The organism is Ureibacillus massiliensis 4400831 = CIP 108448 = CCUG 49529, from assembly GCF_000772965.1.
Lineage (GTDB): Bacteria > Bacillota > Bacilli > Bacillales_A > Planococcaceae > Ureibacillus > Ureibacillus massiliensis.
Genome location: NZ_JPVQ01000005.1, coordinates 99772 through 124629, shown reverse-complemented (window position 1 = coordinate 124629; position 24858 = coordinate 99772). Strand labels below are relative to the sequence as shown.

Genomic DNA, 24858 nt, shown 5'->3' with positions numbered 1-24858 from the left:
TTGTTGGCACTCCCTTCTTCTTTTTTTAATAACCCTTAAAGGAGTGAAATTATGAAACTATTAATGAAAGCATGGACATTCCTAGAAGAAATATTAGCCGGTGTGTTCTTTTCATTTGGTGTATTATTAATTTTTTATGGCGTAGTGATGCGTTATATTATGAATGACCCACAAGCTTGGATAGAAGAAATTGCACGTTACTCAATCATTTGGGGCGTATTTCTTGGCTTTGGTCTAGCACTTAAACATAATCAACATATTCAAGTAGATATTTTATACGATAAATTAAATAACACTTGGAAGTTTATTTTAAATATAGTTGCTACTGGTTTAAGTATTCTTTTCTGTCTAATTTATACATACTACGGACTGGTACTAGTAGAAAATAGATATTCTTCTGGAATGGTTTCACTGGATGTTGGTATTCCTATGTGGATTGTTTATCTAATTTTACCGCTTTCAGGTGTACTATTCTTACTTCGCTTTATCGAAAGATTAGTGAACATTCTGCGTAGAAAGGGTGAAGAATATGCTAACCCTCTTAATTAGTTTTTTTGTATTATTATTCTTACGTGTTCCAGTTGCAATCAGTTTAGCATTATCTACTATTTTTGTTTTAATGCAATCCAATTTCAACATGAACATGATGCCACAAAGAATATTCACTGCACTTGATTCATTCCCTATGATGGCGATTCCTGGATTCGTACTTGCTGGGGTTATCATGGCACGTGGTGGTATCTCTAAATATTTAATTGAAGCATTAAAATCTTGGGTTGGACACCTTCCTGGTGGACTTGCTGTTGTTACAATTTTAGCTAGTGGTATTTTCGCCGCAATTTCAGGCTCATCTCCTGCTACTGCAGCTGCCATTGGTTCTATTATGATCCCTGCTTTAGTTGCAGGTGGCTATGATAAAAAATATGCACTAGGTTTAGTTGCTGCCGGTGGTACTTTAGGAATTTTAATTCCTCCGAGTGTTCCGTTAATTATTTACGGTATTACATCGGAAGAATCAATCGGCGCATTATTCATGGCAGGCTTACTTCCTGGTATTGGATTACTAGCTGTTCTAATCATTGCTGCAGTATTTTATGCGAAGAAAAATGGATTTAAAGGATCTGCAAAAGCAACATGGGGTGAACGCGGTCGAGCTTCATTAAAAGCAATTTGGGGTGCTTTCTTACCAATACTAATTTTAGGTTCTATTTATTCAGGTGCGGTTACTCCAACTGAATCAGCTGTTATTGCTGTCGTATACGGATTAATCGTTTCAATATTTGTTTACCGTGAGTTTAAAATTAAAGATTTCCGTCCTGTAATTGTTGAGTCTATCAACGTTACTGCAATGATATTCTTAATTATCGGTGCTGCGTCATTATTCGGATTATACTTAACAAACAATCAAATCCCTCAAGCTGTAGGTGCTTGGATTGCTGAGAGTGAAATGAATGTTTGGATCTTTATGTTAATCGTAAACTTATTATTCTTCGTTCTAGGTATGTTCTTAGAAGCGGTTTCAATTATTTTAATTACATTACCAATTCTATTACCTATACTAGATCACTTTGGCATTAACCTTTATCACTTTGCGATTATCATGGTAATCAACTTAGAATTAGGTATGATTACACCACCAGTTGGATTGAATTTATTCGTTGTAAGTGGTATTGCGAAAGAAAAACTATCAGTAGCGGTAAAAGGGGTAATACCGTTTATTGTATTAATGATTGCTTATTTAGTTATTGTTATACTATTCCCACAACTGTCATTATGGTTACCGTCAATAACTAATCCAGGGGTAGTTGGACCATAAGAAGGTGGGATAAGAAATGTTCACAAAGGGGTATTCTATAAAAGATAGACAATTTTGGGTGATTGTGCTGAGCCTGTCTCTTGCATCAATGTTTACATTCGCTGTATTTTACTCGTTTCAGCCTCTCCTCCCTGTACTAACGGATGAATTCAGTATTTCCGTTTCATCCGCTAGTACAACTATGTCATTAACAACACTATCTTTAATTATTGGATTAATCATATTAGGATTTTTATCCGATCGAAATGGACGTGTTTTATTTATAAAACTGTCCATTTTGCTTTCAATCATACCGATTATATTTATTCCTTTTACAGATTCATTCCTAGTTATTACGATTTTAAGATTTATACAAGGATTTACCCTTGCAGGGGTTCCTGCTGCGGCTTTAGCATATATTGGAGAAGAGATTGATCCGAAGTCAAGTAATATGGCTACAGCTATATATATTTCTAGTAATCCACTAGGTGGTATGATTGGTAGAGTCATATCTGGCTATTTTTCAGAAATCAATTGGCAATACGCATTTTATGTTTTAATGATATTAGGTGTTTTAGTGTTTCTTTTTGTATTCTTCGCATTACCAAAATCAAATAATTTTATTCCGGGTAATCGGAGCTTTAAAGAAGATTTAAAAGGGTTTAGTTATCATCTAACGAATCCAGTTTTACTACTTATGTTCGGACTTGGGATTGTTTTACAAATTACTTATACGGGGATTTGGACATATCTTCCCTTCCATTTAACATCTCCACCATTTGGGCTGCCCTTAGATACGATCTCTTTAATTTATTTTGTTTATGGATTTGGTATTCTTGGTGCACCAATTGCAAGTTGGCTATCTAACCGATTCACATTGGAAAACGTACGGACGGTTGCGATTTTATTTCTTATTTTTGGTGTTTTGTTAACAATCACTCCTTCTCTTACCCTCGTACTCATTGGAATGTGTATATTGTGCTTTGGTTTCTTTACAGCTCATTCATTAACTGCTGCATCGGTTAGTCAAAAGGCTACACATTTAAAAGGAAGTGCATCAAGCTTATATTTAGTTTCTTATTATATAGGTGTTGCTTCAGGTAGTACGTTAATTGGTCCGATTTGGGAGCTTTGGAATTGGAATGGGATTGTTACTATCACTACTGTTTTACCAATTATTTATTTATTGTTCATGCTTCTTATGACGAAAAAAGTAGCAACAAAATAAAAAAAGTGCTCATTGTAAAAACTTACAATGAGCACTTTTATTTATTCCTTCATATGATCTTCTGTATTTTGTTTTCTGTCGCCTAAAATGCGCTCTTCGATTTCCTTTGCCTTCATCGCTTGTTTATTGGAAATCTTTCTAAACCACATGAATACTGCAATACACAAAAGAAGTAGCAAGATCATTTCAATGACTGCAGGAATGTATAAACTTTTATCCTCTGGAAAGTATAGAAATCCAGTATATAATGCGATAAGCTTCATTTTATTCGCTTCCTTTATTTTTAGTCGAGTATTGTAATCGACTCTATTTTAACATCTTCTAATGGTTTATCGCGCATATCTTTCTCAACGTTCGCAATTTTGTCAACAACGTCCATACCTTCAAGTACATGACCGAATACTGTATGTTTATAATCTAACCACGGAGTACCACCTACTCGAGCATATTCTTCAATAATTTCTTTCGGGTACCCTGCTTGTTCCATTTGTTGAATCATATTGCTTGGAACATTTTCCATTTGAACGATGAAAAATTGTGATCCATTAGTATTTGGTCCAGCGTTTGCCATTGACAATGCGCCGCGCAGGTTAAATAAATCTTGACTGAACTCGTCTTCAAAAGATTGTCCCCAAATTGATTCTCCACCCATACCTGTACCAGTTGGGTCCCCACCTTGAATCATAAAGTCAGTAATCACACGATGGAAAATAATTCCGTTATAGTAACCAGATTTAGCATGTCCTAAAAAATTCTCAACTGTTTTTGGTGCTTGTTCAGGAAATAGCTTTATTTTTATAGAACCTAATGTTGTATTCATTTCTACTACTACTTCACCTTGGTTTACTTCTTTTGTTAATTGTGGATACATTTTGTGTCTCTCCTTTTATATAACATCAATATCATTATTGTTTTCATATTGCCTCGTACCAGTTTAACATATTCACAATTATTTTTCCGCTATTATCCCCTTGTATCCTTTCTTCAAGCAATGACTTAGGATATACTAATGATTGTTTATAATTTTTATGAAATATAAGTAAAATGGTAATGATAATTAAACATTTCGTGCATTTATTGTTTATAAATCTTATAAGTATTAGAAAGAAAGTGAACATCTATGTCAACTCAAAAACATAATTTTGTCATTATCCTCATTTCAAACTTTATTGTTTCAGGTTCTATGACAATGATTATGCCCTTTTTGTCATTATATATCTATACTTTTGGTGACTTCACCGAAAGTTATGTTCAGACATGGGCAGGTTTGATATTTGGTGCTACTTTTGTAACAGCTTTTATTATGTCCCCAATTTGGGGTAGAGTCGCTGATAAATATGGCTATAAGCCTATCATGATTATTAATGGTTTTGGTATTGCAACAAGCATTTTTCTAATGGGGCATGTCCAAAATGTTGAACAGTTTTTTATTTTACGGTTATTAATGGGGATTGTAACAGGATTTATACCCACTTCGATGGCTTTTATTAGTAAACATACGCCTAAGAATGTCGCAGGAAAGACACTCGGAACTCTTCAAATGGGTAGTGTTGGGGGCACTTTATTTGGTCCAATTATCGGTGGGATTTTGGCAGACCAGGTGGGCTTTAATTACACGTTCCTATTAACTTCAATCACTATTTCGATTGCTGCTATCTTGATTAGCATTTCAGTCCATGAGCCAAAGGTTGTTCAAAAGAAAAATAATTTATTGTTTTCACGAAAAAATATACTTTGGACAATTTTTCATCACCGATTAATCTTGAATATAATGCTTGTTACTTCTTTAATTCAAGTTGGAAATTTCAGCATTCAGCCACTACTTTCACTCTATGTATCTCATTTAACTAGCTCACAGCAAATTGCGCTTCTTGCAGGAATAACGTTCAGTGCAGCTGGGGTTGGTAGCCTATTATTTTCTCGGATCTTTGGACGTTTAGCAGATCATTTAGGCTACGAGAAAGTATTGATGGTGCTACTTTTTGTTAGCTTCATTATGATTATCCCGCAGGCGCTCGTTACTTCTCTATGGCAATTAATCGTTCTAAGATTTTTATTTGGTATATTTTCGGGAGGGCTTATTCCCATTACAACAGCTCTTATTCGTCGCGAAGCACCCCTTGAAATACAAGGTGAAATTATGGGCTATAATCAAAGCTTCCGTTTCTTAGGTAATATAATAGGGCCGCTCTTTGGAGGATTTATCAGTGGTTTAGCCACTATTTCCATGGTATTTTATTCAACTGGTATTTTGTTCTTTATAGCTGCGATTATTGTTTTCATTATTCGAAAATTACCGAAGCAATATATGGAAGACATTTTAAAAAGTCATCAAGAAAAACTGTAGATTTCACACGAAGTAAAAGAAATCTTAAGTGATTTCTTTACTTGGAGGATAACATAAATGAAACAAACATTTGGATATGTAATCATTATTTGTAGCATGGCTATTCTTTTTTTACTAGGAAACAACATTTGGAATGAATATTCAATTGCATTATCTTATGACAAACATTTAAAAGAAGAAATAGAGCTCCCAGATATAAAATTTCAACAGCCTTTAAAAATGTACAACCGGGATGGCATCGTTTTTACTGAAGAATACATTGAATGGCGAACACCGGTTCAATTTGAGGAAATTCCAGAAGTTATTAAGCAGATATATATTTTAAGTGAAGATACTGAGTTTTATGAACATATCGGTTTTGATGTGAGTGCCATCGCACGTGCATTGGCGGCCAATTCAACTAGCGAATCAATTGAACAAGGCGGAAGTACTATTACACAACAGCTTGTCCGCCTTCGATATTTATCACAGGATAAAACCTATGAACGTAAATTGATGGAAGTGTTTTATGCTTATAAATTAGAACAGCTTTATGACAAAGAAACGATATTCGAAATGTACTTAAATGAGATGTACTTTGGCAACAAAGTGTATGGAATAGCATCTGCAGCTACTTACTATTTTCAAAAACCATTAGAACAGTTATCTGTTGCACAAATGGCTTTTATCGCTGCTATCCCTAACAATCCATCGATATATGATCCCATTGCTCATTTTAACAATACAAAAACTCGTCAAGAAAGACTTATTGACATGTTAGCTGAAAATGACATTATTACATACGAAGAAGCAAAACAATATAAAGACGAAAAAATTACATTAAAAATTAAAACAAAGCTCCAAGAATATCCCGCATACAGCACTTATGTACTAGAGGAATTAAAATGGCTTATCGCTAATGATGAAGGCTTAGATATTCAATTAAAAGATGCAAAAACAGAGGAAGAACGTATCTCCATTCAAAAGGAAATAGATGAGCTTTTTGAAAACGTCTTATATTCAGGTATCCATATTTATACTGCATTAGATGCCGAAAAACAGTTTGAGGATGAACAGAAAATTAATAATATACTATGGATGGAAAACTTACAGGCCAGCTCTGTCGTTGTAGACAATAAGTCTAGAGAAATTGTTAGTCTATACGCTGGAAAAAATTATAAAAAGTTCGACTTTAATCGAGCCTTTCAAGGGACAAGACAACCAGGTTCATCCTTTAAACCATTAATAGTCTATGCCCCACTTTTCGAAACGACAAACTATTCACCAAATTCAACTGTTAGTGGTGGCGCTTATTGTATAAGTAATTTCTGCCCTCAAAATTATGGTGGTGCAATTTATGGGAATGTAAGTATTGCTACAGCATTTAAACATAGCTACAATACATCTGCTGTTCGATTATTAAATACTATTGGTGTTAATACAGGATTTGAATATTTAAACAAGTTCCATTTCAATTCAATTGTTGAACAGGATTATTCTTATGCCGCTGCATTAGGGGGCTTAACTTATGGAGTAACTCCTCTTGAAATGGCAGATGCCTATACGAGTTTCATAGATGGATCCTATCAACAAGTTCATAGTATACGAGAAGTTACAGATTTAGAAGGAAACCTATTATATAAATGGCCAGCCGAAAAAGAGGTTATTTGGTCACCCCATACTGTCCAATATATGCGCACCTTATTAAGCGAAGTAGTTAGAAGCGGGACTGGTGTAGGATTACATGCGAATTCAACTTATATTGGAGCAAAAACTGGTACAACAAATGATTATAAAGATTTTTGGTTAGCTGGATTGACAGACGAATATACAACTGCAATTTGGTTAGGATTCGATAAACCAAAATCAATGCACTATTTAGAAGATGATCAAATTCATTTTAAAATTTTTAATGTAATTATGAATTAAGAAGAGGCTGGGACAAAAGTAAATTTCGAACAAGTATACTCAAGAAAGAATAGTAAATATTTGCTTATTGTTCAATTTGAAAGTCGTTCGTTGGAGAGGCAGGCGAAGACTCCTGCGGGATGTAAGAGCAGTGGTGAGACCCCGCAGAGCAAAGCGAAAGGAGCACCGCTCGCCCTGGATGCGCGAAGTCTGCATCGGAAACGAACGGTGCTATATCAAAAAAGTACAATCCATATTTTTAAATGGATTGTACTTTTCTCTTTATGTCCCAGCCTCTTAGTTTGCAAAAGGTAAACTTGCTAAAATGCCATTATAAAGTTTTAAGGAAATATAAAGTATAAATGTTACAAACACTGCCCAAAACATAATCTCAAAGGTGATTAACCCTATCATTCCAAGAGTTGACATGTATTGACTCATCTTATATATCGTATAAATAAAATAAGCAAAAATCGTAACTGCAAAAACAATCATTAATAAAATGAATGACTGAATACCTATGAATGATAACAATGAACCGAAGAAGAAAATAACATAACCGCCACGTGCAACACTTATAGTGTGGCCATTATTATCCCTAGAAAAGAACAACATTCCTACTTCGTGAATTGTTTCACCAATTAACTTTAATGCTGAAAATAGCATACAAAAACAAAGGGAAAAAAGTATTAATAAAAACACTCGAATCTCAAGTTCTGATAAAAATTCTTGCATGCCTGAATATACACCGATTGAAATAAATAATTGGAGCGATTGATCGACCATGTATATTCCAAAAGACATACTAAATAAAACAATTGTAAATAACGGCAAATAGCCATATAAGTATGGGTTTTTCATAAAAATTCCTCTATTATTCAATTTCTCTTAATCTAATATAGCATAATTTTTATGAACTATATCAAGTCATTTATGCGTAGAATCATGCAATATATCTTAAATTGCAGTATAATATTAACTATTCGAGAAATTTATGTTCTAAGCTCTGAAAATACTTATTGCTGTGTTTGATAAAACTAACATCAATAACACAGAGCCTTGTTTTAATTTTAGAAAGGGGGATTATTTTGCTACAAGTAGTATGTCTTTTTATTCCATTAATTGCTGCTATTTTTATGCCTTTTTTATTTAAGAAGATTCGAAATATACATACTGGTTGGTTTGTTTTATTCGTTCCATTATTCCTAGCCATCTACTATGCAACTTTTGTACCTTCGATTTCCAAGGGCGAAACAGCAGTAGTTCAGTTTGATTGGATTCCGTCATTAGGTATTTCTTTTGTATCTTATATTGATGGATTAAGTTTATTATTTTCATTACTCATTTCAGGAATTGGTGCATTAGTTGTTCTCTATTCAATTTTTTATTTAAATCGGAAGAAAGAGCAGCTCCATAATTTCTATATTTATTTATTAATCTTCATGTCGGCAATGCTTGGTGTTGTTCAATCAGATAATATGATAACGCTTTATTTATTCTGGGAGTTAACATCCATTTCATCATTCCTTTTAATCGGTTATTGGTATAACCGTGATAAGTCTCGCTTTGGTGCATTGAAATCAATGATGATCACCGTTGCAGGTGGGATGATGATGCTCGGAGGATTTGTTTTACTTTCATTAATGGGTGGAACATTCTCGATTCGAAGTATTATTGAACAGGCTCCACTTTTTGCAACAAATGACACATTTGTAATTGCACTTGTTTTAATCTTACTTGGTGCGTTTACAAAGTCAGCTCAGTTCCCATTCTATATTTGGCTACCTGATGCGATGGAAGCACCTACTCCAGTTAGTGCTTATTTACACTCCGCAACAATGGTTAAAGCAGGAATTTACTTAGTAGCAAGATTTACACCTGTGTTTGCTTTATCAGAGGTTTGGATCTGGCTAGTAGCAGGAATCGGTTTATTGACATTATTCTGGGGATCATTCTTTGCAGTAAAACAAACGGATTTAAAAGGTATATTAGCTTTCTCAACAGTGAGTCAGCTCGGACTAATAATGTCTTTACTTGGGGTTGGTGCAATTGCTTACCATGTAAACGATGCTGCTGATACTGTATTTAAATATGCTTCATTTGCAGCAATTTTCCATCTGATTAATCATGCTACTTTCAAAGGTAGTCTGTTCATGATTGCTGGGATTGTTGACCACGAAACAGGTACTCGGGATATTCGAAAACTCGGTGGTTTAATGAGTATTATGCCTGTAAGCTTTACCGTTGCATTGATAGGAAGCTTCTCAATGGCTGGGTTACCCCCGTTTAATGGTTTCTTAAGTAAAGAAATGTTTTTAACAGCTATGCTCTCTGTTACAGAATTCGATTTATTTAACTTTTCAACATGGGCACCACTCTTCCCTATCATCGCTTGGGTTGCTAGTGTGTTTACATTTGTCTATAGTTTCTATTTTGTATTTAAAACATTTACTGGGAAGCTTCAAGAAAATGAGTTACCTACGAAGCCACATGAAGCTCCAATTGGCATGTTAATTTCTCCAGTAATTTTAGCAAGCTTAGTTGTCACAATATTCTTTATTCCGAATTTAGTGACTGATACTTTTGTAAAGCCAGCAGTAATGGCTATTCAACCGTTTTTATATTCAAGTCCTGAAGATGTGCATATTCATGTCTCTGCATGGCATGGATTTTCTCCTGAGCTTTGGATGACATTAGGAATTATTGTAGTCGGACTGTTATTATTTGTAACTCTATCAAAATGGCAAAAATACTATAATACACTTCCTGAACAATTCACATTAAATCGCTTGTACGACTTTACAGTAAACGAACTATTAGGATCATGGATGACTCGTTTCTCTGGTCTATATATGACAGGTTCCATTCGAAATTATCTAGGATACATGTTTACTGCAATACCGATTATTGTGATTGCAACATTATTTATTAAAAATGCATTCGTTGTTTCATTTGAAGGAGCTTCACCTATTCATTTGTACCAAATCATTCTAATTTTCGTATTAGTTATTGGTACAATTACAACAGTTTATGCAAGATCCCGTATAACATCAATTATTGCACTAGGTGCTGTAGGATATACTGTATCACTATTCTTTGTTATCTTTAATGCACCTGATTTAGCATTAACACAGCTTGTCATTGAAACAATATCCGTTGCTTTATTTTTACTTGCCTTTTATCATTTACCGAAATTCCAAAAGGTGGAGGAGCGAACACGTTTCAAATTTGGAAGAGTGTTTATCTCAGTAGGTGTTGGGGTTATGGTTACACTTGTGGCGTTATCAGCACACTCACAAAAGTTAGTTACTTCGATTGCTGAATATTATAAAGAAACCGTTTATTCACTCGCAGGTGGAGGAAATATCGTAAACGTAATTTTAGTAGACTATCGTGGGTTCGATACATTATTTGAAATTGCCGTTCTTGCTATCGCTGGAATTGCAATCTACGGAATGATTAAACTACGGATGAGCAGAAAGGAGAAGAATCATGAAAGTAAATAACGTCATACTACAATTTACTACTAAAATTGTCTTTTTCATTATCTTCTTCTTTGCTGTTCACATTTTCTTTGCTGGACATTACACACCAGGCGGTGGATTTGTTGGAGGATTAGTGACAGCAAGTGCAATTGTATTGTTATTAGTTGCATTTGATTTAAAAACTGTCAGATCATTGCTACCTATTAACTACATTTATATGGTAGCAATAGGGTTACTTATTGCATTAGGGACAGCTTCGATTGCAATGTTTGTAAATGAGCCGTTCTTTACACATTTCTTCGATTATTTCTATTTGCCGTTGTTTGGAAAAACTTCACTTCACACAGCAGCTTTATTCGACTTTGGTGTTTATTTGGTTGTTGTTGGCGTTACGATGACCATTATTCAAACGATTGGGGAGGATGAATAATGGAGATAGTTATGGCATTTGTATGTGGCTTCTTGTTTATGTCAGCAATTTATTTAATCTTGTCGAGAAGCCTACTTCGAATTATTATTGGTACAGGTTTATTAAGTCACGGAGCACATTTACTTATCCTTACGATGGGTGGATTTGGTGGAGAGAACCCTCCAGTGTTAGCTGATGGTGTAACAGAATATGTGGATCCACTTCCACAGGCGCTTATATTAACAGCGATCGTTATTAGTTTTGGTGTTACGGCTTTCTTCCTAGTTTTAGCCTATCGTTCTTACCATGAACTAAAAACGGATGATATGACATTAATGAAAGGAAGTGAGGAAATTGATTAACTTTCTTTTATTACCTATTATCATCCCATTTTTCTTCGGTATGATTTTGATGTTTAATCAAAAAAGTATAAAGTATCAAAGAATTACGACTTTATTCGGTTTACTACTAGCAATTTTAAGTGCATTTGGACTTTTAATAAATGTCTACAAAAACGGTCCACAAACCTTAACACTCGGTGATTGGCCAGCACCATTCGGAATCTCGATGGTGTCAGACATGGTTTCAGTCCTACTCGTTTTAACAACATTAGTACTCACTTTCTTTATTGTTTGGTATGGATTCGAATCAATCAATAAGAAACGTGAACAATTTTTCTATTATTCTGGTGTAATGTTTATCGTTACTGGAGTCAACGGTGCCTTCACAACAGGCGATATTTTCAACCTATTCGTATTCTTTGAAGTGCTGTTAATGGCTTCTTATCTATTAATTGTTCTAGGTGGAGAAAAGGCTCAGCTTAGAGAATCGATTAAATATATTCTTGTAAATGTAATCTCATCTGCTTTGTTTGTTATTACCGTAGCCTATTTATATTCCGTTATTGGTACATTAAACATGGCTGATATTTCAGTTAAAATAGCTGAATTCAATCAACCAGGGATCATTACGGTTATTGCCGTATTATTCTTATTGGTATTCGGTATGAAAGCAGCAATTTTCCCATTGTACTTTTGGTTACCAGGTGCGTATGCAGCTCCACCGATTCCGGTATTAGCATTGTTCGGTGCCTTACTGACTAAAGTAGGGATATACGCAATCATGCGTACATATACTTTATTCTTTACACATGATATCGCCTTCACACATGATTTATTATTGATACTTGCAGTAATAACAGTCATCGCTGGTGGAATTGGTGCACTTGCACACTTCGATGTGAAGCAGATTATCATTTATAACATTGTAATTGCTGTAGGTGTCATCCTTTTTGGTGTGGCACAAATGAACGAAGTGGCACTTGAAGGAGCTATGTTATATTTAGTCCACGATATGATTATAAAAGCTGCATTGTTTATGTTAATTGGTATTGTGATTTATTTAACAGGAACATCCAACTTGAGAAAAATGGGTGGTTTAATAAAGCACTATCCCGCATTAGGATGGTTTTTCTTCATTGCAGCACTAGGTTTAACTGGTGTACCGCCATTAAGTGGTTTCATTGGGAAGCTATTGATTATACAAGGTGGATTCGAGGCGGGGAATATTTGGACTAGTATTTTTATATTAGCCTCCAGTTTAGTTGTGTTACTATCTGTTATTCGTATCTTTATATATGCGTTTTGGGGCGAACAAGGCCAACTATCTAGTGATATAAATAAAACAACATATAATCGTTTATTTTTCCCTACCATGCTTTTAGTACTCGTATCGGTTGCATATGGAGTTGGAACAGAATTTATCCTTCCTTACATGGAAGATGCTGCAAAGGTATTATCTGATCCTTCTATTTACACTGATGCAGTGTTGAAAGGAGGAGAATAAAATGTCCTTTCAAATATTATTAAATGTATTTTTAGCATTTCTTTTAATGTTTTTAACATCAAACTATACACCATCTGGATTTGTGATTGGTTATATTCTTGGTTTGATATCTATCATTGTTTTGAGAAAATTCTTTAAATCACGTCTATATATCACCCGTGTATGGGCAGTTATTAAGTTGATTATTCTCTTCATTAAAGAATTAATTTTGGCAAATATTTCAGTGTTAGTACTTGTGCTTAAACCAAAATTACAAATGCAGCCAGCATTTTTCAAGTATGATACCCAATTAAAAAACGATTGGGAGATTACTCTATTATCAAGTTTAATCACTTTAACGCCTGGGACAGTAGTAGTTCATGTTTCCGATGATTCAAAATCATTGTTTATCCATGTTATTGATAGTAATGATATTGATGAAACGATTGATTCGATTAAAAATTCCTTTGAAAAAGCGATATTGGAGGTGAGCCGCTCATGATTTACTTTATCTGGACTGCAATTGTGATTATTGCATTATCAATGGTTGCCCTTCTATATCGTGTTGTAAAAGGGCCTACTCCTTCTGATCGAGTTATTGCATTAGATTCTTTAGGCATTACATTGATATGTTTGGTGGCTCTATTTACTATCTTGGTTGAGACAAGTTTTTTCCTAGAGATTATCTTATTATTAGCGATTTTATCCTTTATCGGAACAATTGCTTTCTCTAAATTCATAGAGAAAGGAGATATCATTACTCGTGACGATTCTCGCTAATATTCTAGTTATATTCTTTATATCAGTCGGTTTGATATTTATAGCTGTTACAGCCATTGGATTATTCCGTTTACCAGATTTATATACAAGAGCTCACGCAGCATCTAAAAGTTCTACATTAGGAGTTATGTGTATATTATTAGGGGTTTTCTTTCATTTTTGGCTCAATGAGGGACATTTCAACCCTGGCATTCTTTTAGGAATTCTTTTTCTATTCATAACAGGTCCGGTAGGCGCTCATATTATGAGCCGCTCCTCCTATTTAGCAGGAGTTAAACCTTGGAAAGGAACCGTTCGTGATGACCTAAAGGAAGAATTCGAACGTATGAAAAAGGAACAAGGTATAAAATAAGTTCCACCTTTAGAAAGCAAAAAAGCGCGAATATTTTCGCGCTTTTTCTTTTTAATAATATCTTCTACGTCTTCTATATGGATAATAGTTTGGTGGGTAAGGATTATAAGGATATGGTGGTCTATAATAATACGGATAACGATTATCTGGATAAAGAACGTTTCCTAGAAAACCTCCTAATAATCCTCCTAAAAAAGGATAGCCAAAACCATATCCTCCGCCTCCATAAAAATTCGTCATACTGCTACTCCTCCTTTTCTCTAGTAACATATGTCAAAAAGAAGAATGTAGTTATGCAGTTGCCCACGGTAGAAAGAATCTATTTAAAAACTCTGTCTTTCCTCTTTTAAATCTGCAAAACGTTCAATAAATGTTGCTAATGTTCTAACCATTACACCAGTTCCACCTTTTGGACCTAGATCATGCCCTGTTTTCGATTCTGAGGTACCCGCAATATCAAGATGTATCCATGGTGTATTTTCAACAAATTCACCTACGAACCCTCCTGCAAAAATCATATGTCCATCACTACCTGGAGAATTATTTAAATCCGCAACGTCTGATTTACGAATACGCTTTTTATCATTTTCTGTCAGAGGCATACCCCAAACAAATTCTCCTGTTTCGATACTTGTCTCTATAAAAGCATCAAATAATGCCTCGTTATTAGAAAGAGCGCCCGTTTTATCATACCCTAGTGCAGTAATTACACCACCGGTTAATGTAGCTACATCAATTAAATAATTTGCACCATGCTGTTTCGCATAGGTTACAGCATCTGCTAAAACTAGACGACCTTCCGCATCAGAATTTAATATTTCTACTGTCTTACCACTATATGTTGTTATGACATCGTCTGGCTTCATCGCTTTACTTGATATCATATTATCAGTGGCACCTATAACCGCCACTACATTTTGTTCTGGCCTTAGCTCACCTACAATTCTCATAGCTCCTAATACAGCTGCTGCACCACCCATATCACCTTTCATGCCCACCATACCTGTTTTTGACTTGATTGAATATCCACCAGTGTCATAAGTAACTCCCTTACCTACTAAACCAATGACATCCTCCCATGTATCTTTTGCTTGATATTTAAGTGTTATCATACGTGGTTCAATGGAAGATCCTTGATTAACTGCTAGGATACCACCCATACCCAACTCTTCTAAATCTGCTTTAGTTAAAATTTCTAATTCAAAATCATAATCCTTTGCCAATTTCATAGCGTAATCAGCTAAATCTGGTGCCGTTAAAAGATTAGGTGGCATATTGATTAAACTTCGTGCTTCATTTACTGAATCTCCATATACTTTACCAACCTTAAAGCTTGAAGCTACTTCTTCAATATCAGCTTCTGTTACAAATTCGACTGATTCAAGATAAGAATCAGGTTCATTGATCGTTGTTTTGTAATGTGGGATTGAGTAATATCCTAACGTAATTCCTTCAGCAGCTAAGAAGGCAATATCCTTTTCATCAATGGGTGCAGCAGTAAAAGACTCAAGCCAAATTGCAAAGTTTTTCGCTTTTAATTTATCTAATTCTTTCCCCACTGTCCCAAATACTTCACGTAATACTTGATCAGTTAAGTTCTTTTGATCGCCTATTCCAACAAACAAAACTCTTTTAACATGCTGATTTTTACTTATCAGTGGAATCTTTGTTAATTTTTTTTGATTAGTTTGTATATCACCTGATTTTAGCCACTCTTCAATGGAATCTCCAAAAAAGGATACAAATGATTCCCAATTCTTTATTTGATTTGAATTTTTCCTTACTCCAACAATTAATAATTCCGCATTAATCTGCTCGAAATTTTTTGACTCATGTATGATTTTCATCCTTAACAGCCTCCTTTAATATTTATAATATAGTAATTGTAAATGTTATTTGAAGATTACTTCAAATTTAATAACAATCGTTTATTTTTAGCAACGTAGTTGTGCTATACTTTAAGCATAGAATAAGAAAGGTAGGGATTTTTCTTTTGGCTTTACTACAGAATACACCTTTATTATTAGCTTTATTTTCAATTCTGTTTGCTCAATTTATTAAAGTACCTATTCATTTTATCCTGACAAAAAAAATAAATTGGGCTTTAATGACTTCTACAGGAGGTATGCCTAGTTCTCATTCTGCTGCTGTCTCAAGTCTCGCCACTGCAGTTGGGTTTGAAACTGGCTTGAATTCCCCTACCTTTGCAGTAGCGACTATGTTTGCAGGTATTGTAATGTATGATGCTAGTGGCGTACGTTATCAAGCTGGACAGCATGCAGCCATTTTAAATCAAATACGCGATGATTTATATGTGTTTTTTAGAGAAATTTCTCGTTGGCCAGATAAAAATGAGACGGAAGAACACCAAGCGTTAAAAACACTATTAGGCCATAAACCAAGCGAAGTTTTATCTGGTGCAGTCACTGGAATTCTTATTGCCATTATTTATTACAATTTTATAGGATAACAAAAAGTGCTTCGGGAATATCCAAAGCACTTTTTTGATTAAAACATTCGATATCCACTTTTTCTTAAAAACATCATAACGAAGCCTGCTACAATAGCTCCCCCAAAACCACCAGCCAAAATTAATATATCTACTAAATGTAAAGATAAAATTTTATCCCATAAAGCGGGAAAAGCCATTCCTGGTTTAAATATGTAGTCTAAAAAACTAACTTCATCAATAATAAATATTACGACTACAGGATAGATTATTGCCATTAACCATGTCATACGAAGGAGCATGTTTAATAAAAATCCTATTCCAAAGAACATAACAAAAAATAGTACGATAGATATGATCAATTGTACTATGGAAACTGATCCACTCATTTTATGTATACCTCCGTTTTCTCTTAACTAGTGTAACCTATTCAGTAAATGCTTTCAAATGGTTATGACGCACGTTTTGTGACATTTATTTGATTTTCTCCGTCACAACAAAAACTAGTTATACGAATCGGTACAACTAGTTCAATCCAACTATGTAGTCATTTATTAAAAAATAATTTATAAGCTGAGTATTCAAATACTTCCCCTGGATTAATGCCTTCTTTTTTAAATAGCTGGTGTTCTTTCAACTCATGACTAGCCATTTCTCGAAGCATAACGGAAGATTCTCCACCGTTAACTAGTTCTTCAACTGTTAACCAAGCTACTTCTGATAATTCCCGTTCTTGGATGGAAATGGACTGTATATCATAAATAGGTCTACAATAAAAAATAGCCATGTTATCGCTTATTTCCTCTCGAATAACGCCTGATCTGAAACCGACTAAGCCCGAAACCTCACAATCAATGCCCGTTTCTTCTTTTACTTCACGGACGACCGCCTCATCCGCTGTCTCACCGTCATTTACAAATCCTGCTGGCAGTGACCATACCCCTTTTAATCCACTATATTTCTTTTTCACTACGAGCCACTTACCTTCTGAATTAATAACAACTCCAGCAACACCAAGCCAAACCTTTCCCCGATCCTTTTTCATCTAATCACCCTTTGTATATTCCCTATATTTAATATTATATAATTCATTCTTAAAATTTAATTATATAAACCTTGTATTGATTCCGATAATGAGTTGAATTTATAAAAAATATGAGACCTTCTTCATTAAAAAGAAAAAAGTCTCATAAATATTACCTGATATTTAACTATTACTCACAAACTTCCGGCGTACCTTCAACTTTAGCCGTTTTAAAAGACGTTCCACAGCCACATGAAGCGATTGCATTCGGATTGTCGATGGTAAAACCGCCACCCATTAGAGATTGCTTATAATCAATTTTAGTCCCCGTTAAGATTGGTGCATCCTCGCGAGAAACAAGAATTTTCAAGCCAAATTGTTCGTCTATATAATCGTCTTCGCTTTGGTTTTGGTCAAAATTCATGCCGTATGAAAGTCCACTACATCCGCCACCATGAACTGCGACACGTAAAAATGAACCTTCCTCATCATTATGCTTTTGCATTTCTTTCACACGAAATGCTGCCGCTTCAGTTAAATGTATCACATTTTTTTCACTTGTCATCTCTGTAGTCACCTTCCTTCTATCTTATATAATATCAAGTTTTCACATGATGATTCAACAATACTGCTTCTGAAAAAAATAGGACAATGGGTTTAACAACTTTTAATTGATAACTGTTATAATAGTCTTATTATATGTTATTGGAGGAGTACGTATTATGGAAATGTCACCGTATTATGAAAAACAAATAGAATGCATTAACTGTAAAAAGACATTCCCTTCTTATAAGGTACGTTCAAAATTTATAAAAGTAAATCAAACCGAAAGTGATTTTCGTCCTATATATGCTGATACAAATGTTAATGCACTTTTTTATAATGTATTTGTTTGTGAACATTGTGGTTTTTCTTTCACAGAAGACTTTAATAAATACTTTGCTCCTGGTGTAAAAGAACAAATTGATGAGCAAATTACGAAAAAGTGGGTACATCATACTTTTAGTGGCGAACGAACGATTTCACAAGCTGTTCAAGCTTACAAACTTGCCCTTTTATGTGGGACGATTAAAAAAGAAAAAAACGTATCACTTGCTGGTTTATCATTAAGAATTGGCTGGCTATACCGTTCAATGGGAAATCTGGAGCAGGAAGAGCGTTTTATCAAGCTTTCTCGTGACTATTATTTAGAATCTTTTTCAAATGAAGATTATGCAAGTACTCAAATGTCAGGTGTTCGAGTTATGTATATGATTGCAGAACTATCTCGTCGCATCAATGATATAGAAAATGCTACTCGATTCTTCTCTAAAGTAATCGAACAGCAGCACATTGGTGGTGAGGCAAAGCTGATCGATATGGCAAAAGAACAATGGCAGCTAGTTCGTGAAGAACGTGAGAAACTGCGTGAGGAACTTCCGAAAAATTAAAAAAAGGCTATCTAACATTTTCACATTAGATAGCCAAATTTATCATGTAAATTAAAATACTTGTTCTACTTCCACGATACCAGGTACTTCTTCTAAAAGTGCGCGTTCAATACCTGCTTTTAAAGTGATTGTTGAACTTGGGCAGCTTCCGCATGCACCTAATAAACGCAAGCGAACAATACCTTCTTCAACATCAACTAATTCACAGTCGCCCCCGTCGCGAAGTAAGAACGGACGTAATTTATCTAAAACTTCTTGCACTTGTTCTTTTTGTTCTAAATCTGTCATTTCCCTCGACTCCTTTCATTAAAATAATTATAATGTGAAGAAACGAAAAAATCCAATAGTTAAGTCAGAAAGGTTGTTAGATTTATAATGAAAAATAAACCAGTGATTGAAATCTTTGGCGCAGATATATTATGTGCTAGCTGTGTTAATGCACCTTCATCTAAAGACACCTATGAATGGCTAGAGGCTGCAATTAGCCGTAAATTTCCTAACCACCCTTTTACAATTCGTTATGTTGACATCGAGCAACCTTTGACTGATCCTAGAGAAATACATTGGGCAGAACGCATACATAACGATGAATTCTTTTATCCACTAGTATTACTTAATAATGAAGTAATCGGTGAAGGGTATATTCAATTAAAGCCTGTATTCTCTGCACTAGAGGATATTGGTTTTACCTCAGAAGTTTGAAATAAACTGTTTTAAAATTTGGAGTCTAAAATGAATTTTAGACTCCTGTTTTTATTATGATTCAACTTGACGTTTATAAAACCAAAGATAGCCAGATTTCATTAATCTAGCAAGGCGTCCGGTTACAGCCGTATCCATAACATGGGCAAAGCCGTGCTTTTTACCTAATGAACCTAAATAGCCTTTCAACTTAATTTCAGGCATTTTTTCAGGTAATGGTTCATTTTTAAAACGTGCTTTCAGTACTTTTACTACACGCTCAGCCTGTTCTTCTGCTAATTGAGCACTTGGAGGTAGCTCTGATGAAGCACAGTCACCAATCACATATACATGTTCATCATTGATTAATTGGAAATATTGATTTATTATCGGGCGTTCCTTTGAATCCTTTTCAATATCCTCAATATCTCTTACAACTTTTACAGGCTGAACTCCCGCAGTCCAAACAACTGAATCAACTTCTATAACATCTTCGTGATTAAATAAAAGATTTGGTTCAACTTTTGTAATGTTTGATTCTGCAATCACTTCAACATTATTTTTTTCAAACCATGATTTCACATAATTACTTAGTTTCTCAGGGAACTCTCGTAATATACGGTGTGAACGATCGAAAAGCTTAATTTTAAGATCTTCTCTACTTTCGCGTAATTCACTTGCTAATTCAATACCACTTAAACCAGCTCCAACAATCGCAACTGTTGAACCAGCAGGCAAACCACATAGTTTTTCAAACGTACAACGTGACTTAGCGATTGTCTGAATACTATATGTATATTCTTCAGCTCCTGGTACATCGTGATATTTATCTTCACAACCAAGCCCAATTACTAAATCATCGTATTGTACAGTTCGATCTTTATCTAAATAAACAAGTTTCTCTTTAGTATCAATTTTAGTTATTTCACCGTATACAGTATCTAATCTAGGATGCTCTGGAAATGTAACACGAACTTCTTTATCAGTAGAAGTACCTGCTGCCAATGCATAAAACTCTGTTTTTAAGCTATGAAACGGTGTTCTGTCAATCAATGTTATCATCGTGTCTTCAGGGAAATTGTTTGGCAAAAGGCGATGTAAAATACGCATGTTGCCATAACCTCCGCCTAATAATACTAAGTTTTTCATATAACTCTCCCTCTAATTTTATAGCGTTCACAAATAATACACATTCGAGTATAGCTCATTGTGATACTTTTCACAATATCATTTCGAAATTTTTTGTGAAAAATTTCACAAAAAGTTTTAAGCCCTTTATTCTTACTAATTAAAATGGCTAGGTATCTGGATTGTGACTAGGGATTGATATAGACGAGCATGCAGGTTTAATAGACAAAGGCGATCCGATAATAGACAATCCCGGACGGATATTAGACAAGAGCAGGAGCGTGTTCTAAATAATAGACAAAAGCTTTAGGATAATAGACAATCCGAGTATGATATTAGACATTCCGAGGCGGATATTAGACAATCTCGTGCTGATAATAGACTAATCACTAATATAATAGCCCCCACAAGATGGATGGATAAACCACATTTAAATCGGATAAATTGACGAAATCCTAAAAACAGAGTAGGATTTTTATTTGAGGTGACTCCAATGAACCCATTAGTAGAATTTTGTATTAGCAATCTAGCAAAGGGCGCACAAGAAACTTATGAAATATTAGAAAAAGATCCTAATATAGATGTACTTGAGTACGGTTGTTTAAGCTACTGTACATTATGTGACAGCACATTTTACGCACTTGTGAATGGTGATATTGTAGAGGCTGACACTCCTGAAGAATTAACAGGGAAGATTTATCAATACATTGAAGAAAATCCTTTATTCTAACATAAAATCCACGTACTTTTTAAGAATGAACCGTTAATCATAAGTTTATTGTTCATTCTATATGTACGTGGATCTTTTCTTTTACTTTATTTATATCTCGCTTAAGTCTTCCAAACAATATGTAGGCTGGATTTCCTTTTTTAGCACCTGTTCCGTGCTCGTTACACCTGTATTGACATGGATTGTATCACAACCAAATTGGATACCACATAAAATATCCGTATCGTAATTGTCCCCTATTAACACCATGTCTTCTTTATCGTATCCATATTCCTCTTGAATCACTTCAAGCATCACTGGAGAAGGCTTTCCAACATAGATTGGATCCGTATTCCCTACGTTTGCAACTAGCTCTACAAATGAACCATTTCCCGGTAAAAATCCGAACTCACTAGGGAACTTTATATCCTTATTTGTACCGATTAATGTTGCGCCATTTTGAACAGCGACAGTTGCTTTTGCAAGCTTCATATAGTCAACAGTTTGGTCAATTCCCATCACGACAACATCAGCATTTAAATCATCTGTCAGAGCAATATTTTCTTCGACTAATGCTTCTTTTAATCCATCAGAACCAATTACATGTACGATGGCGTTTTTATAATGTTGAGAAATATACTTTGCAGTCGTAATTGCACTAGAATAAATTCTACTTGTTGGAGCCTCAATATTTATTTTAGCTAGTGCACTCTGCAATTGTGTAGGTGTTTTTGAAGAATTATTCGTGATGAAATAATATTCAACACCTTCTTCCTGCAAGCGATGGATAAATCGTACTGCAGTTTCAATCCCTTCATTTCCTCTATAAACCGTTCCATCTAAATCGAAGCAATAAGCTTTATATCTTTTCATTTTTCGCTCTCCGGTAAAAATGCTGATACTGGCCCCAACTCATTTTCTAAATAATTAATAACACTTGATGAGAATTGTTTTATGCTCGCTAGATTTTCTTTTAATACTTTTTCTACTACCTCATTGTCTGCATCCACATATTCTCTTACTACGATTTTACGAAGATCTACAACGTTTTTTAATGGTGTTTCCATTTCTATAGATACTACTTTTTCATCGATTAAAATATCAATTATGTCTTCATAACTACCAGGATCTCTCATAATAAAACCATCAATAATCAAATTCCCCACATCCATCAAAGCTTCTACCGTATTGTGTGCAATTCTTTGTAGAGCAAGTTTTGAAATATCATCATTTAACCATTCTTGTTTTGATTCAAACACAGAAAGTAGTTCATCTAAATGCTTTAATGTGCTAATTATTTTATTACGATCGACAAAATACATGTTAAAGCCCCCATTAATCAATTAAGTTGATAGTCGTTTCTTATTTATAGTAACATATTCTAGAGAATTGGGAGGAGTAAAACCATATGGAGCGTTTTTTCTTATATGATGATATTGAAGATACAAAAACAAGATTTGTTAGCTTTACAGGAAACAAGCTACGTTATGACCTAGCTATTGTGCAATCCAGTCGATTTTTTGGAAAAGTACTAGTTTTAGATATGCAATCCAATCGATTTGCGATTATCGGTCCGGACGATGTTGAAGAACCTGGATATTTAGAGCATGTGTATAATAAAACAGAAGAAGAAGCTATTGATTTGCGGGAGTATTTAACAGAATTATTAGCTTAAAAGCAAGGTATAGGCTATCCCTATACGCATAAAAAGTACAATCCATTGATGGATTGTACTTTTTATTAGCTTCTAAAATTTTAAATTTGCTCAATTGTTTCTGATGATTCATTCGTTGTTGAGCTTTCTTCAACAACTGGTAGTGTTTCTTGTTTTGGCGCTCTTCCTGTTTTACGTAACACAAAATATGCACAGCCAAAATTACAATACTCATATAAATAATCCTCAAAAGTACTGATTTTCGTATCAAAGGTCGACTTTTGATTACGGTCATCGAAAAATCCTTTCATTCTTAATTGACCATAACCCCAATCGCCTACAATATAATCATATTTTGCTAGAACATCACTGTAACGAGCTTGAAACACTTCTTCCTGAAACCCATCTCGGACATTTTCGATAATTTCATATGCATATCCTTCTGCTATTATCATCGAAATTCTCCCTTCTATTTGTACATACATCCATTTGATCATTTTTACTGTTTATTCATGTATTAAATAGTATTTGCAACAGAATAAACAAAGAGATGCAAGAGTAGGTGAATCCATTCGAAGGAAATCCCTTTTGCTACATCTACATAATACTAAAAAATTCTACTGCTGAATTAAGATTTAAAATTGGTTATTCAATTAACCCTTCAGCTTGTAATTGTCTATTTTTTGTAGCTTCGTTTACTTGCTCATCGGCATGATAACTACTGCGAACTAAAGGCCCTGCTTGACAATGCTTGAAGCCTTTTTCCATTGCAATTTTACGTAGTTTACCGAACTCAAGTGGTGTGTAATATTGTTTTACTGGTAAATGCTTTTTCGTTGGTTGTAAATATTGACCAATCGTCATAATGTCTACGTTATTTGCACGTAAATCATCCATAACCTCTAAAATTTCATCCCATGTTTCCCCAAGACCAATCATTAAAGATGATTTTGTTGGAATGTCCGGCTGCATTTCTTTTGCTCGACGTAAAAACTCTAAAGAACGATCATATTTTGCTCTGGCACGGACTCTTGGTGTAAGACGTCGAACCGTTTCGATATTATGGTTTAGAATATCAGGTTTTGCATCCATGAGCATTTTTAAATTTTCTTCTACTCCACCTAAATCTGAAGGTAACACTTCGACTGAAGTTTGTGGAGATTTTCTACGAATAGCACGAACAGTTTCTGCTAATACGCCTGCTCCTCCGTCTTTTAAATCATCACGAGCAACCATTGTAATAACGACGTGCTTTAAATCCATTAATTGTACTGAATCTGCGACACGTTCTGGTTCTGCTAAGTCCAGTTCATTCGGTAATCCTGTTTTTACAGCACAGAATCTACAAGCACGTGTACAAACTGCCCCTAGGATCATCATTGTCGCCGTTCTTCTTTCTCCCCAACATTCATGAATGTTCGGACAGCGAGCTTCCTCACAAACAGTGTGCAGATTTTTTTCTCGCATTAATTTTTTTAAGCCTTTGTATTCTTCGTTTGTATTAAGCTTTATTTTTAACCATTCGGGTTTACGTAAAATTTCTTCATTTTTATTACTTACTGTCATAAATATCGCCCCTGTCTAACTCTCATCTTACCTTTGTCAATGTAAAACACTATAACTATTGTAACAATTAACTTCCTTTTAGTGTATCTAAATGTTACTAAATAAACTAG

The 24858-nt window shown here is 34.6% G+C and carries 31 protein-coding genes; 17 read left to right on the top strand and 14 right to left on the bottom strand.

Annotation, left to right across the window (positions count from 1 at the left end):
- The first annotated feature begins 51 nt into the window (after positions 1-51).
- Genes CD30_RS04950 through CD30_RS04940 form a run of 3 tightly spaced genes read left to right on the top strand, consistent with a single transcriptional unit; the run spans position 52 to position 3023 of the window.
- Positions 52-549, top strand: coding sequence for a TRAP transporter small permease (locus CD30_RS04950; protein ID WP_036173246.1), 498 nt, complete (start codon positions 52-54; stop codon positions 547-549).
- A complete protein-coding gene (locus CD30_RS04945; protein WP_036173243.1) occupies positions 530-1816 on the top strand; it encodes a TRAP transporter large permease in 1287 nt (428 codons plus the stop codon). The genes CD30_RS04950 and CD30_RS04945 overlap by 20 nt, the downstream gene beginning before the upstream one ends.
- Before the next feature lie 16 nt (positions 1817-1832).
- Positions 1833-3023 (top strand): MFS transporter, encoded by a 1191-nt coding sequence (locus CD30_RS04940; protein ID WP_036173240.1) that lies wholly within the window; start codon positions 1833-1835, stop codon positions 3021-3023.
- A gap of 41 nt (positions 3024-3064) precedes the next feature.
- On the opposite strand, the gene CD30_RS04935 is transcribed toward CD30_RS04940, so the two are convergent.
- The gene (locus CD30_RS04935) at positions 3065-3286 is read right to left on the bottom strand and encodes a hypothetical protein (protein ID WP_036173237.1); all 222 of its coding nucleotides are present in this window, start codon (positions 3284-3286) and stop codon (positions 3065-3067) included.
- Positions 3287-3306: 20 nt separating this feature from the next.
- Positions 3307-3894 carry a peptidylprolyl isomerase gene (locus tag CD30_RS04930; RefSeq protein ID WP_036173234.1) on the bottom strand — a complete coding sequence of 196 codons (588 nt, stop codon included), beginning with the start codon at positions 3892-3894 and terminating at the stop codon, positions 3307-3309.
- Positions 3895-4143: 249 nt separating this feature from the next.
- Here CD30_RS04930 and CD30_RS04925 point away from each other — a divergent pair, with 249 nt between their 5' ends.
- Both CD30_RS04925 and CD30_RS04920 read left to right on the top strand, forming a co-directional pair.
- Positions 4144-5370: an MFS transporter gene (locus CD30_RS04925; RefSeq protein ID WP_036173230.1), complete on the top strand. Its 1227-nt coding sequence runs from the start codon at positions 4144-4146 to the stop codon at positions 5368-5370.
- A 57-nt stretch (positions 5371-5427) separates the two neighbouring features.
- A complete protein-coding gene (locus CD30_RS04920; protein ID WP_036173227.1) occupies positions 5428-7278 on the top strand; it encodes a transglycosylase domain-containing protein in 1851 nt (616 codons plus the stop codon).
- Positions 7279-7554: 276 nt separating this feature from the next.
- Here the strand turns inward: CD30_RS04920 and CD30_RS04915 are convergent, their stop codons facing one another.
- Entirely contained in the window at positions 7555-8118 is a 564-nt protein-coding gene (locus CD30_RS04915) for a DUF5366 family protein (RefSeq protein WP_036173224.1), read from the bottom strand.
- 227 nt (positions 8119-8345) lie between these two features.
- Between CD30_RS04915 and CD30_RS04910 the strand changes: the two genes are divergently transcribed.
- The 7 genes from CD30_RS04910 to mnhG are packed head-to-tail and all read left to right on the top strand — an operon-like array spanning position 8346 to position 14107.
- Positions 8346-10763: a Na+/H+ antiporter subunit A gene (locus CD30_RS04910; protein WP_036173221.1), complete on the top strand. Its 2418-nt coding sequence runs from the start codon at positions 8346-8348 to the stop codon at positions 10761-10763.
- A complete protein-coding gene (locus CD30_RS04905; protein ID WP_036173217.1) occupies positions 10750-11172 on the top strand; it encodes a Na(+)/H(+) antiporter subunit B in 423 nt (140 codons plus the stop codon). Before CD30_RS04910 ends, CD30_RS04905 begins: the two co-directional genes overlap by 14 nt.
- Positions 11172-11513, top strand: a complete 342-nt coding sequence (locus CD30_RS04900; RefSeq protein ID WP_036173215.1) for a Na(+)/H(+) antiporter subunit C — start codon at positions 11172-11174, stop codon at positions 11511-11513. The genes CD30_RS04905 and CD30_RS04900 overlap by 1 nt, the downstream gene beginning before the upstream one ends.
- Positions 11506-12996 (top strand): Na+/H+ antiporter subunit D, encoded by a 1491-nt coding sequence (locus tag CD30_RS04895; protein WP_036173212.1) that lies wholly within the window; start codon positions 11506-11508, stop codon positions 12994-12996. The genes CD30_RS04900 and CD30_RS04895 overlap by 8 nt, the downstream gene beginning before the upstream one ends.
- A 1-nt stretch (position 12997) precedes the next feature.
- Entirely contained in the window at positions 12998-13477 is a 480-nt protein-coding gene (locus CD30_RS04890; RefSeq protein ID WP_036173209.1) for a Na+/H+ antiporter subunit E, read from the top strand.
- On the top strand, positions 13474-13755 hold the full coding sequence (locus CD30_RS04885) for a Na(+)/H(+) antiporter subunit F1 (RefSeq protein WP_036173206.1): 282 nt from the start codon (positions 13474-13476) through the stop codon (positions 13753-13755). The genes CD30_RS04890 and CD30_RS04885 overlap by 4 nt, the downstream gene beginning before the upstream one ends.
- The gene (mnhG, locus tag CD30_RS04880) at positions 13739-14107 is read left to right on the top strand and encodes a monovalent cation/H(+) antiporter subunit G (protein WP_036173203.1); all 369 of its coding nucleotides are present in this window, start codon (positions 13739-13741) and stop codon (positions 14105-14107) included. Before CD30_RS04885 ends, mnhG begins: the two co-directional genes overlap by 17 nt.
- A gap of 51 nt (positions 14108-14158) precedes the next feature.
- Here mnhG and CD30_RS04875 read toward each other — a convergent pair whose 3' ends face one another.
- Positions 14159-14347, bottom strand: coding sequence for a hypothetical protein (locus CD30_RS04875; protein ID WP_036173200.1), 189 nt, complete (start codon positions 14345-14347; stop codon positions 14159-14161).
- An 83-nt stretch (positions 14348-14430) separates the two neighbouring features.
- Positions 14431-15954 carry a leucyl aminopeptidase gene (locus CD30_RS04870; RefSeq protein WP_036173197.1) on the bottom strand — a complete coding sequence of 508 codons (1524 nt, stop codon included), beginning with the start codon at positions 15952-15954 and terminating at the stop codon, positions 14431-14433.
- Positions 15955-16100: 146 nt separating this feature from the next.
- Between CD30_RS04870 and CD30_RS04865 the strand changes: the two genes are divergently transcribed.
- A complete protein-coding gene (locus tag CD30_RS04865) occupies positions 16101-16577 on the top strand; it encodes a divergent PAP2 family protein (RefSeq protein ID WP_036173194.1) in 477 nt (158 codons plus the stop codon).
- Between the two features lie 38 nt (positions 16578-16615).
- Here the strand turns inward: CD30_RS04865 and CD30_RS04860 are convergent, their stop codons facing one another.
- The 3 genes from CD30_RS04860 to CD30_RS04850 all read right to left on the bottom strand — a co-directional run bounded on the left by CD30_RS04860 (position 16616) and on the right by CD30_RS04850 (position 18145).
- The gene (locus tag CD30_RS04860; protein WP_036173192.1) at positions 16616-16945 is read right to left on the bottom strand and encodes a YuiB family protein; all 330 of its coding nucleotides are present in this window, start codon (positions 16943-16945) and stop codon (positions 16616-16618) included.
- A gap of 158 nt (positions 16946-17103) precedes the next feature.
- Positions 17104-17601, bottom strand: a complete 498-nt coding sequence (locus CD30_RS04855) for an NUDIX domain-containing protein (protein WP_036173189.1) — start codon at positions 17599-17601, stop codon at positions 17104-17106.
- Positions 17602-17770: 169 nt separating this feature from the next.
- Positions 17771-18145, bottom strand: coding sequence for a HesB/IscA family protein (locus CD30_RS04850; protein WP_036173186.1), 375 nt, complete (start codon positions 18143-18145; stop codon positions 17771-17773).
- 157 nt (positions 18146-18302) lie between these two features.
- Between CD30_RS04850 and CD30_RS04845 the strand changes: the two genes are divergently transcribed.
- On the top strand, positions 18303-19010 hold the full coding sequence (locus CD30_RS04845; protein ID WP_036173183.1) for a DUF2225 domain-containing protein: 708 nt from the start codon (positions 18303-18305) through the stop codon (positions 19008-19010).
- 51 nt (positions 19011-19061) lie between these two features.
- Here the strand turns inward: CD30_RS04845 and CD30_RS04840 are convergent, their stop codons facing one another.
- The gene (locus tag CD30_RS04840) at positions 19062-19298 is read right to left on the bottom strand and encodes a NifU family protein (RefSeq protein WP_036173181.1); all 237 of its coding nucleotides are present in this window, start codon (positions 19296-19298) and stop codon (positions 19062-19064) included.
- Positions 19299-19385: 87 nt separating this feature from the next.
- Here CD30_RS04840 and CD30_RS04835 point away from each other — a divergent pair, with 87 nt between their 5' ends.
- On the top strand, positions 19386-19712 hold the full coding sequence (locus CD30_RS04835) for a YuzD family protein (RefSeq protein WP_036173178.1): 327 nt from the start codon (positions 19386-19388) through the stop codon (positions 19710-19712).
- Between the two features lie 54 nt (positions 19713-19766).
- On the opposite strand, the gene CD30_RS04830 is transcribed toward CD30_RS04835, so the two are convergent.
- Positions 19767-20840: an NAD(P)/FAD-dependent oxidoreductase gene (locus CD30_RS04830; protein WP_036173174.1), complete on the bottom strand. Its 1074-nt coding sequence runs from the start codon at positions 20838-20840 to the stop codon at positions 19767-19769.
- Between the two features lie 472 nt (positions 20841-21312).
- On the opposite strand from CD30_RS04830, the gene CD30_RS04825 reads away from it, so the two are divergent.
- A complete protein-coding gene (locus CD30_RS04825; RefSeq protein WP_036173171.1) occupies positions 21313-21549 on the top strand; it encodes a YuzB family protein in 237 nt (78 codons plus the stop codon).
- Positions 21550-21639: 90 nt separating this feature from the next.
- Here the strand turns inward: CD30_RS04825 and CD30_RS04820 are convergent, their stop codons facing one another.
- Both CD30_RS04820 and CD30_RS04815 read right to left on the bottom strand, forming a co-directional pair.
- A complete protein-coding gene (locus CD30_RS04820; RefSeq protein WP_036173167.1) occupies positions 21640-22401 on the bottom strand; it encodes a TIGR01457 family HAD-type hydrolase in 762 nt (253 codons plus the stop codon).
- Entirely contained in the window at positions 22398-22850 is a 453-nt protein-coding gene (locus tag CD30_RS04815) for a DUF86 domain-containing protein (protein WP_036173164.1), read from the bottom strand. The genes CD30_RS04820 and CD30_RS04815 overlap by 4 nt, the downstream gene beginning before the upstream one ends.
- Positions 22851-22936: 86 nt before the next feature.
- Here CD30_RS04815 and CD30_RS04810 point away from each other — a divergent pair, with 86 nt between their 5' ends.
- Positions 22937-23203 carry a DUF3055 domain-containing protein gene (locus CD30_RS04810; RefSeq protein WP_036173161.1) on the top strand — a complete coding sequence of 89 codons (267 nt, stop codon included), beginning with the start codon at positions 22937-22939 and terminating at the stop codon, positions 23201-23203.
- A gap of 80 nt (positions 23204-23283) precedes the next feature.
- On the opposite strand, the gene CD30_RS04805 is transcribed toward CD30_RS04810, so the two are convergent.
- The gene (locus tag CD30_RS04805) at positions 23284-23637 is read right to left on the bottom strand and encodes a YutD family protein (protein WP_036173158.1); all 354 of its coding nucleotides are present in this window, start codon (positions 23635-23637) and stop codon (positions 23284-23286) included.
- A gap of 190 nt (positions 23638-23827) precedes the next feature.
- The gene (gene lipA, locus CD30_RS04800; protein WP_036173154.1) at positions 23828-24748 is read right to left on the bottom strand and encodes a lipoyl synthase; all 921 of its coding nucleotides are present in this window, start codon (positions 24746-24748) and stop codon (positions 23828-23830) included.
- Positions 24749-24858 lie beyond the last annotated feature (110 nt).

Excerpts from the sequence above, each read along its gene's own strand:
- CD30_RS04855 (WP_036173189.1), bottom strand. The coding sequence starts at position 17,601 with ATGAAAAAGGATCGGGGAAAGGTTTGGCTTGGTGTTGCTGGAGTTGTT.
- CD30_RS04805 (WP_036173158.1), bottom strand. The coding sequence starts at position 23,637 with ATGATAATAGCAGAAGGATATGCATATGAAATTATCGAAAATGTCCGA.
- CD30_RS04920 (WP_036173227.1), top strand. The coding sequence starts at position 5,428 with ATGAAACAAACATTTGGATATGTAATCATTATTTGTAGCATGGCTATT.
- CD30_RS04870 (WP_036173197.1), bottom strand. The coding sequence starts at position 15,954 with ATGAAAATCATACATGAGTCAAAAAATTTCGAGCAGATTAATGCGGAA.
- CD30_RS04950 (WP_036173246.1), top strand. The coding sequence starts at position 52 with ATGAAACTATTAATGAAAGCATGGACATTCCTAGAAGAAATATTAGCC.
- CD30_RS04875 (WP_036173200.1), bottom strand. The coding sequence starts at position 14,347 with ATGACGAATTTTTATGGAGGCGGAGGATATGGTTTTGGCTATCCTTTT.
- CD30_RS04900 (WP_036173215.1), top strand. The coding sequence starts at position 11,172 with ATGGAGATAGTTATGGCATTTGTATGTGGCTTCTTGTTTATGTCAGCA.
- CD30_RS04905 (WP_036173217.1), top strand. The coding sequence starts at position 10,750 with ATGAAAGTAAATAACGTCATACTACAATTTACTACTAAAATTGTCTTT.
- CD30_RS04885 (WP_036173206.1), top strand. The coding sequence starts at position 13,474 with ATGATTTACTTTATCTGGACTGCAATTGTGATTATTGCATTATCAATG.
- CD30_RS04815 (WP_036173164.1), bottom strand. The coding sequence starts at position 22,850 with ATGTATTTTGTCGATCGTAATAAAATAATTAGCACATTAAAGCATTTA.
- CD30_RS04840 (WP_036173181.1), bottom strand. The coding sequence starts at position 19,298 with ATGACAGATTTAGAACAAAAAGAACAAGTGCAAGAAGTTTTAGATAAA.
- CD30_RS04845 (WP_036173183.1), top strand. The coding sequence starts at position 18,303 with ATGGAAATGTCACCGTATTATGAAAAACAAATAGAATGCATTAACTGT.
- CD30_RS04860 (WP_036173192.1), bottom strand. The coding sequence starts at position 16,945 with ATGAGTGGATCAGTTTCCATAGTACAATTGATCATATCTATCGTACTA.
- lipA (WP_036173154.1), bottom strand. The coding sequence starts at position 24,748 with ATGACAGTAAGTAATAAAAATGAAGAAATTTTACGTAAACCCGAATGG.
- CD30_RS04945 (WP_036173243.1), top strand. The coding sequence starts at position 530 with ATGCTAACCCTCTTAATTAGTTTTTTTGTATTATTATTCTTACGTGTT.
- CD30_RS04890 (WP_036173209.1), top strand. The coding sequence starts at position 12,998 with ATGTCCTTTCAAATATTATTAAATGTATTTTTAGCATTTCTTTTAATG.
- CD30_RS04820 (WP_036173167.1), bottom strand. The coding sequence starts at position 22,401 with ATGAAAAGATATAAAGCTTATTGCTTCGATTTAGATGGAACGGTTTAT.
- CD30_RS04850 (WP_036173186.1), bottom strand. The coding sequence starts at position 18,145 with ATGACAAGTGAAAAAAATGTGATACATTTAACTGAAGCGGCAGCATTT.
- CD30_RS04825 (WP_036173171.1), top strand. The coding sequence starts at position 21,313 with ATGAACCCATTAGTAGAATTTTGTATTAGCAATCTAGCAAAGGGCGCA.
- CD30_RS04925 (WP_036173230.1), top strand. The coding sequence starts at position 4,144 with ATGTCAACTCAAAAACATAATTTTGTCATTATCCTCATTTCAAACTTT.
- CD30_RS04810 (WP_036173161.1), top strand. The coding sequence starts at position 22,937 with ATGGAGCGTTTTTTCTTATATGATGATATTGAAGATACAAAAACAAGA.
- CD30_RS04940 (WP_036173240.1), top strand. The coding sequence starts at position 1,833 with ATGTTCACAAAGGGGTATTCTATAAAAGATAGACAATTTTGGGTGATT.
- CD30_RS04930 (WP_036173234.1), bottom strand. The coding sequence starts at position 3,894 with ATGTATCCACAATTAACAAAAGAAGTAAACCAAGGTGAAGTAGTAGTA.
- CD30_RS04935 (WP_036173237.1), bottom strand. The coding sequence starts at position 3,286 with ATGAAGCTTATCGCATTATATACTGGATTTCTATACTTTCCAGAGGAT.
- CD30_RS04835 (WP_036173178.1), top strand. The coding sequence starts at position 19,386 with ATGAAAAATAAACCAGTGATTGAAATCTTTGGCGCAGATATATTATGT.
- CD30_RS04915 (WP_036173224.1), bottom strand. The coding sequence starts at position 8,118 with ATGAAAAACCCATACTTATATGGCTATTTGCCGTTATTTACAATTGTT.
- CD30_RS04830 (WP_036173174.1), bottom strand. The coding sequence starts at position 20,840 with ATGAAAAACTTAGTATTATTAGGCGGAGGTTATGGCAACATGCGTATT.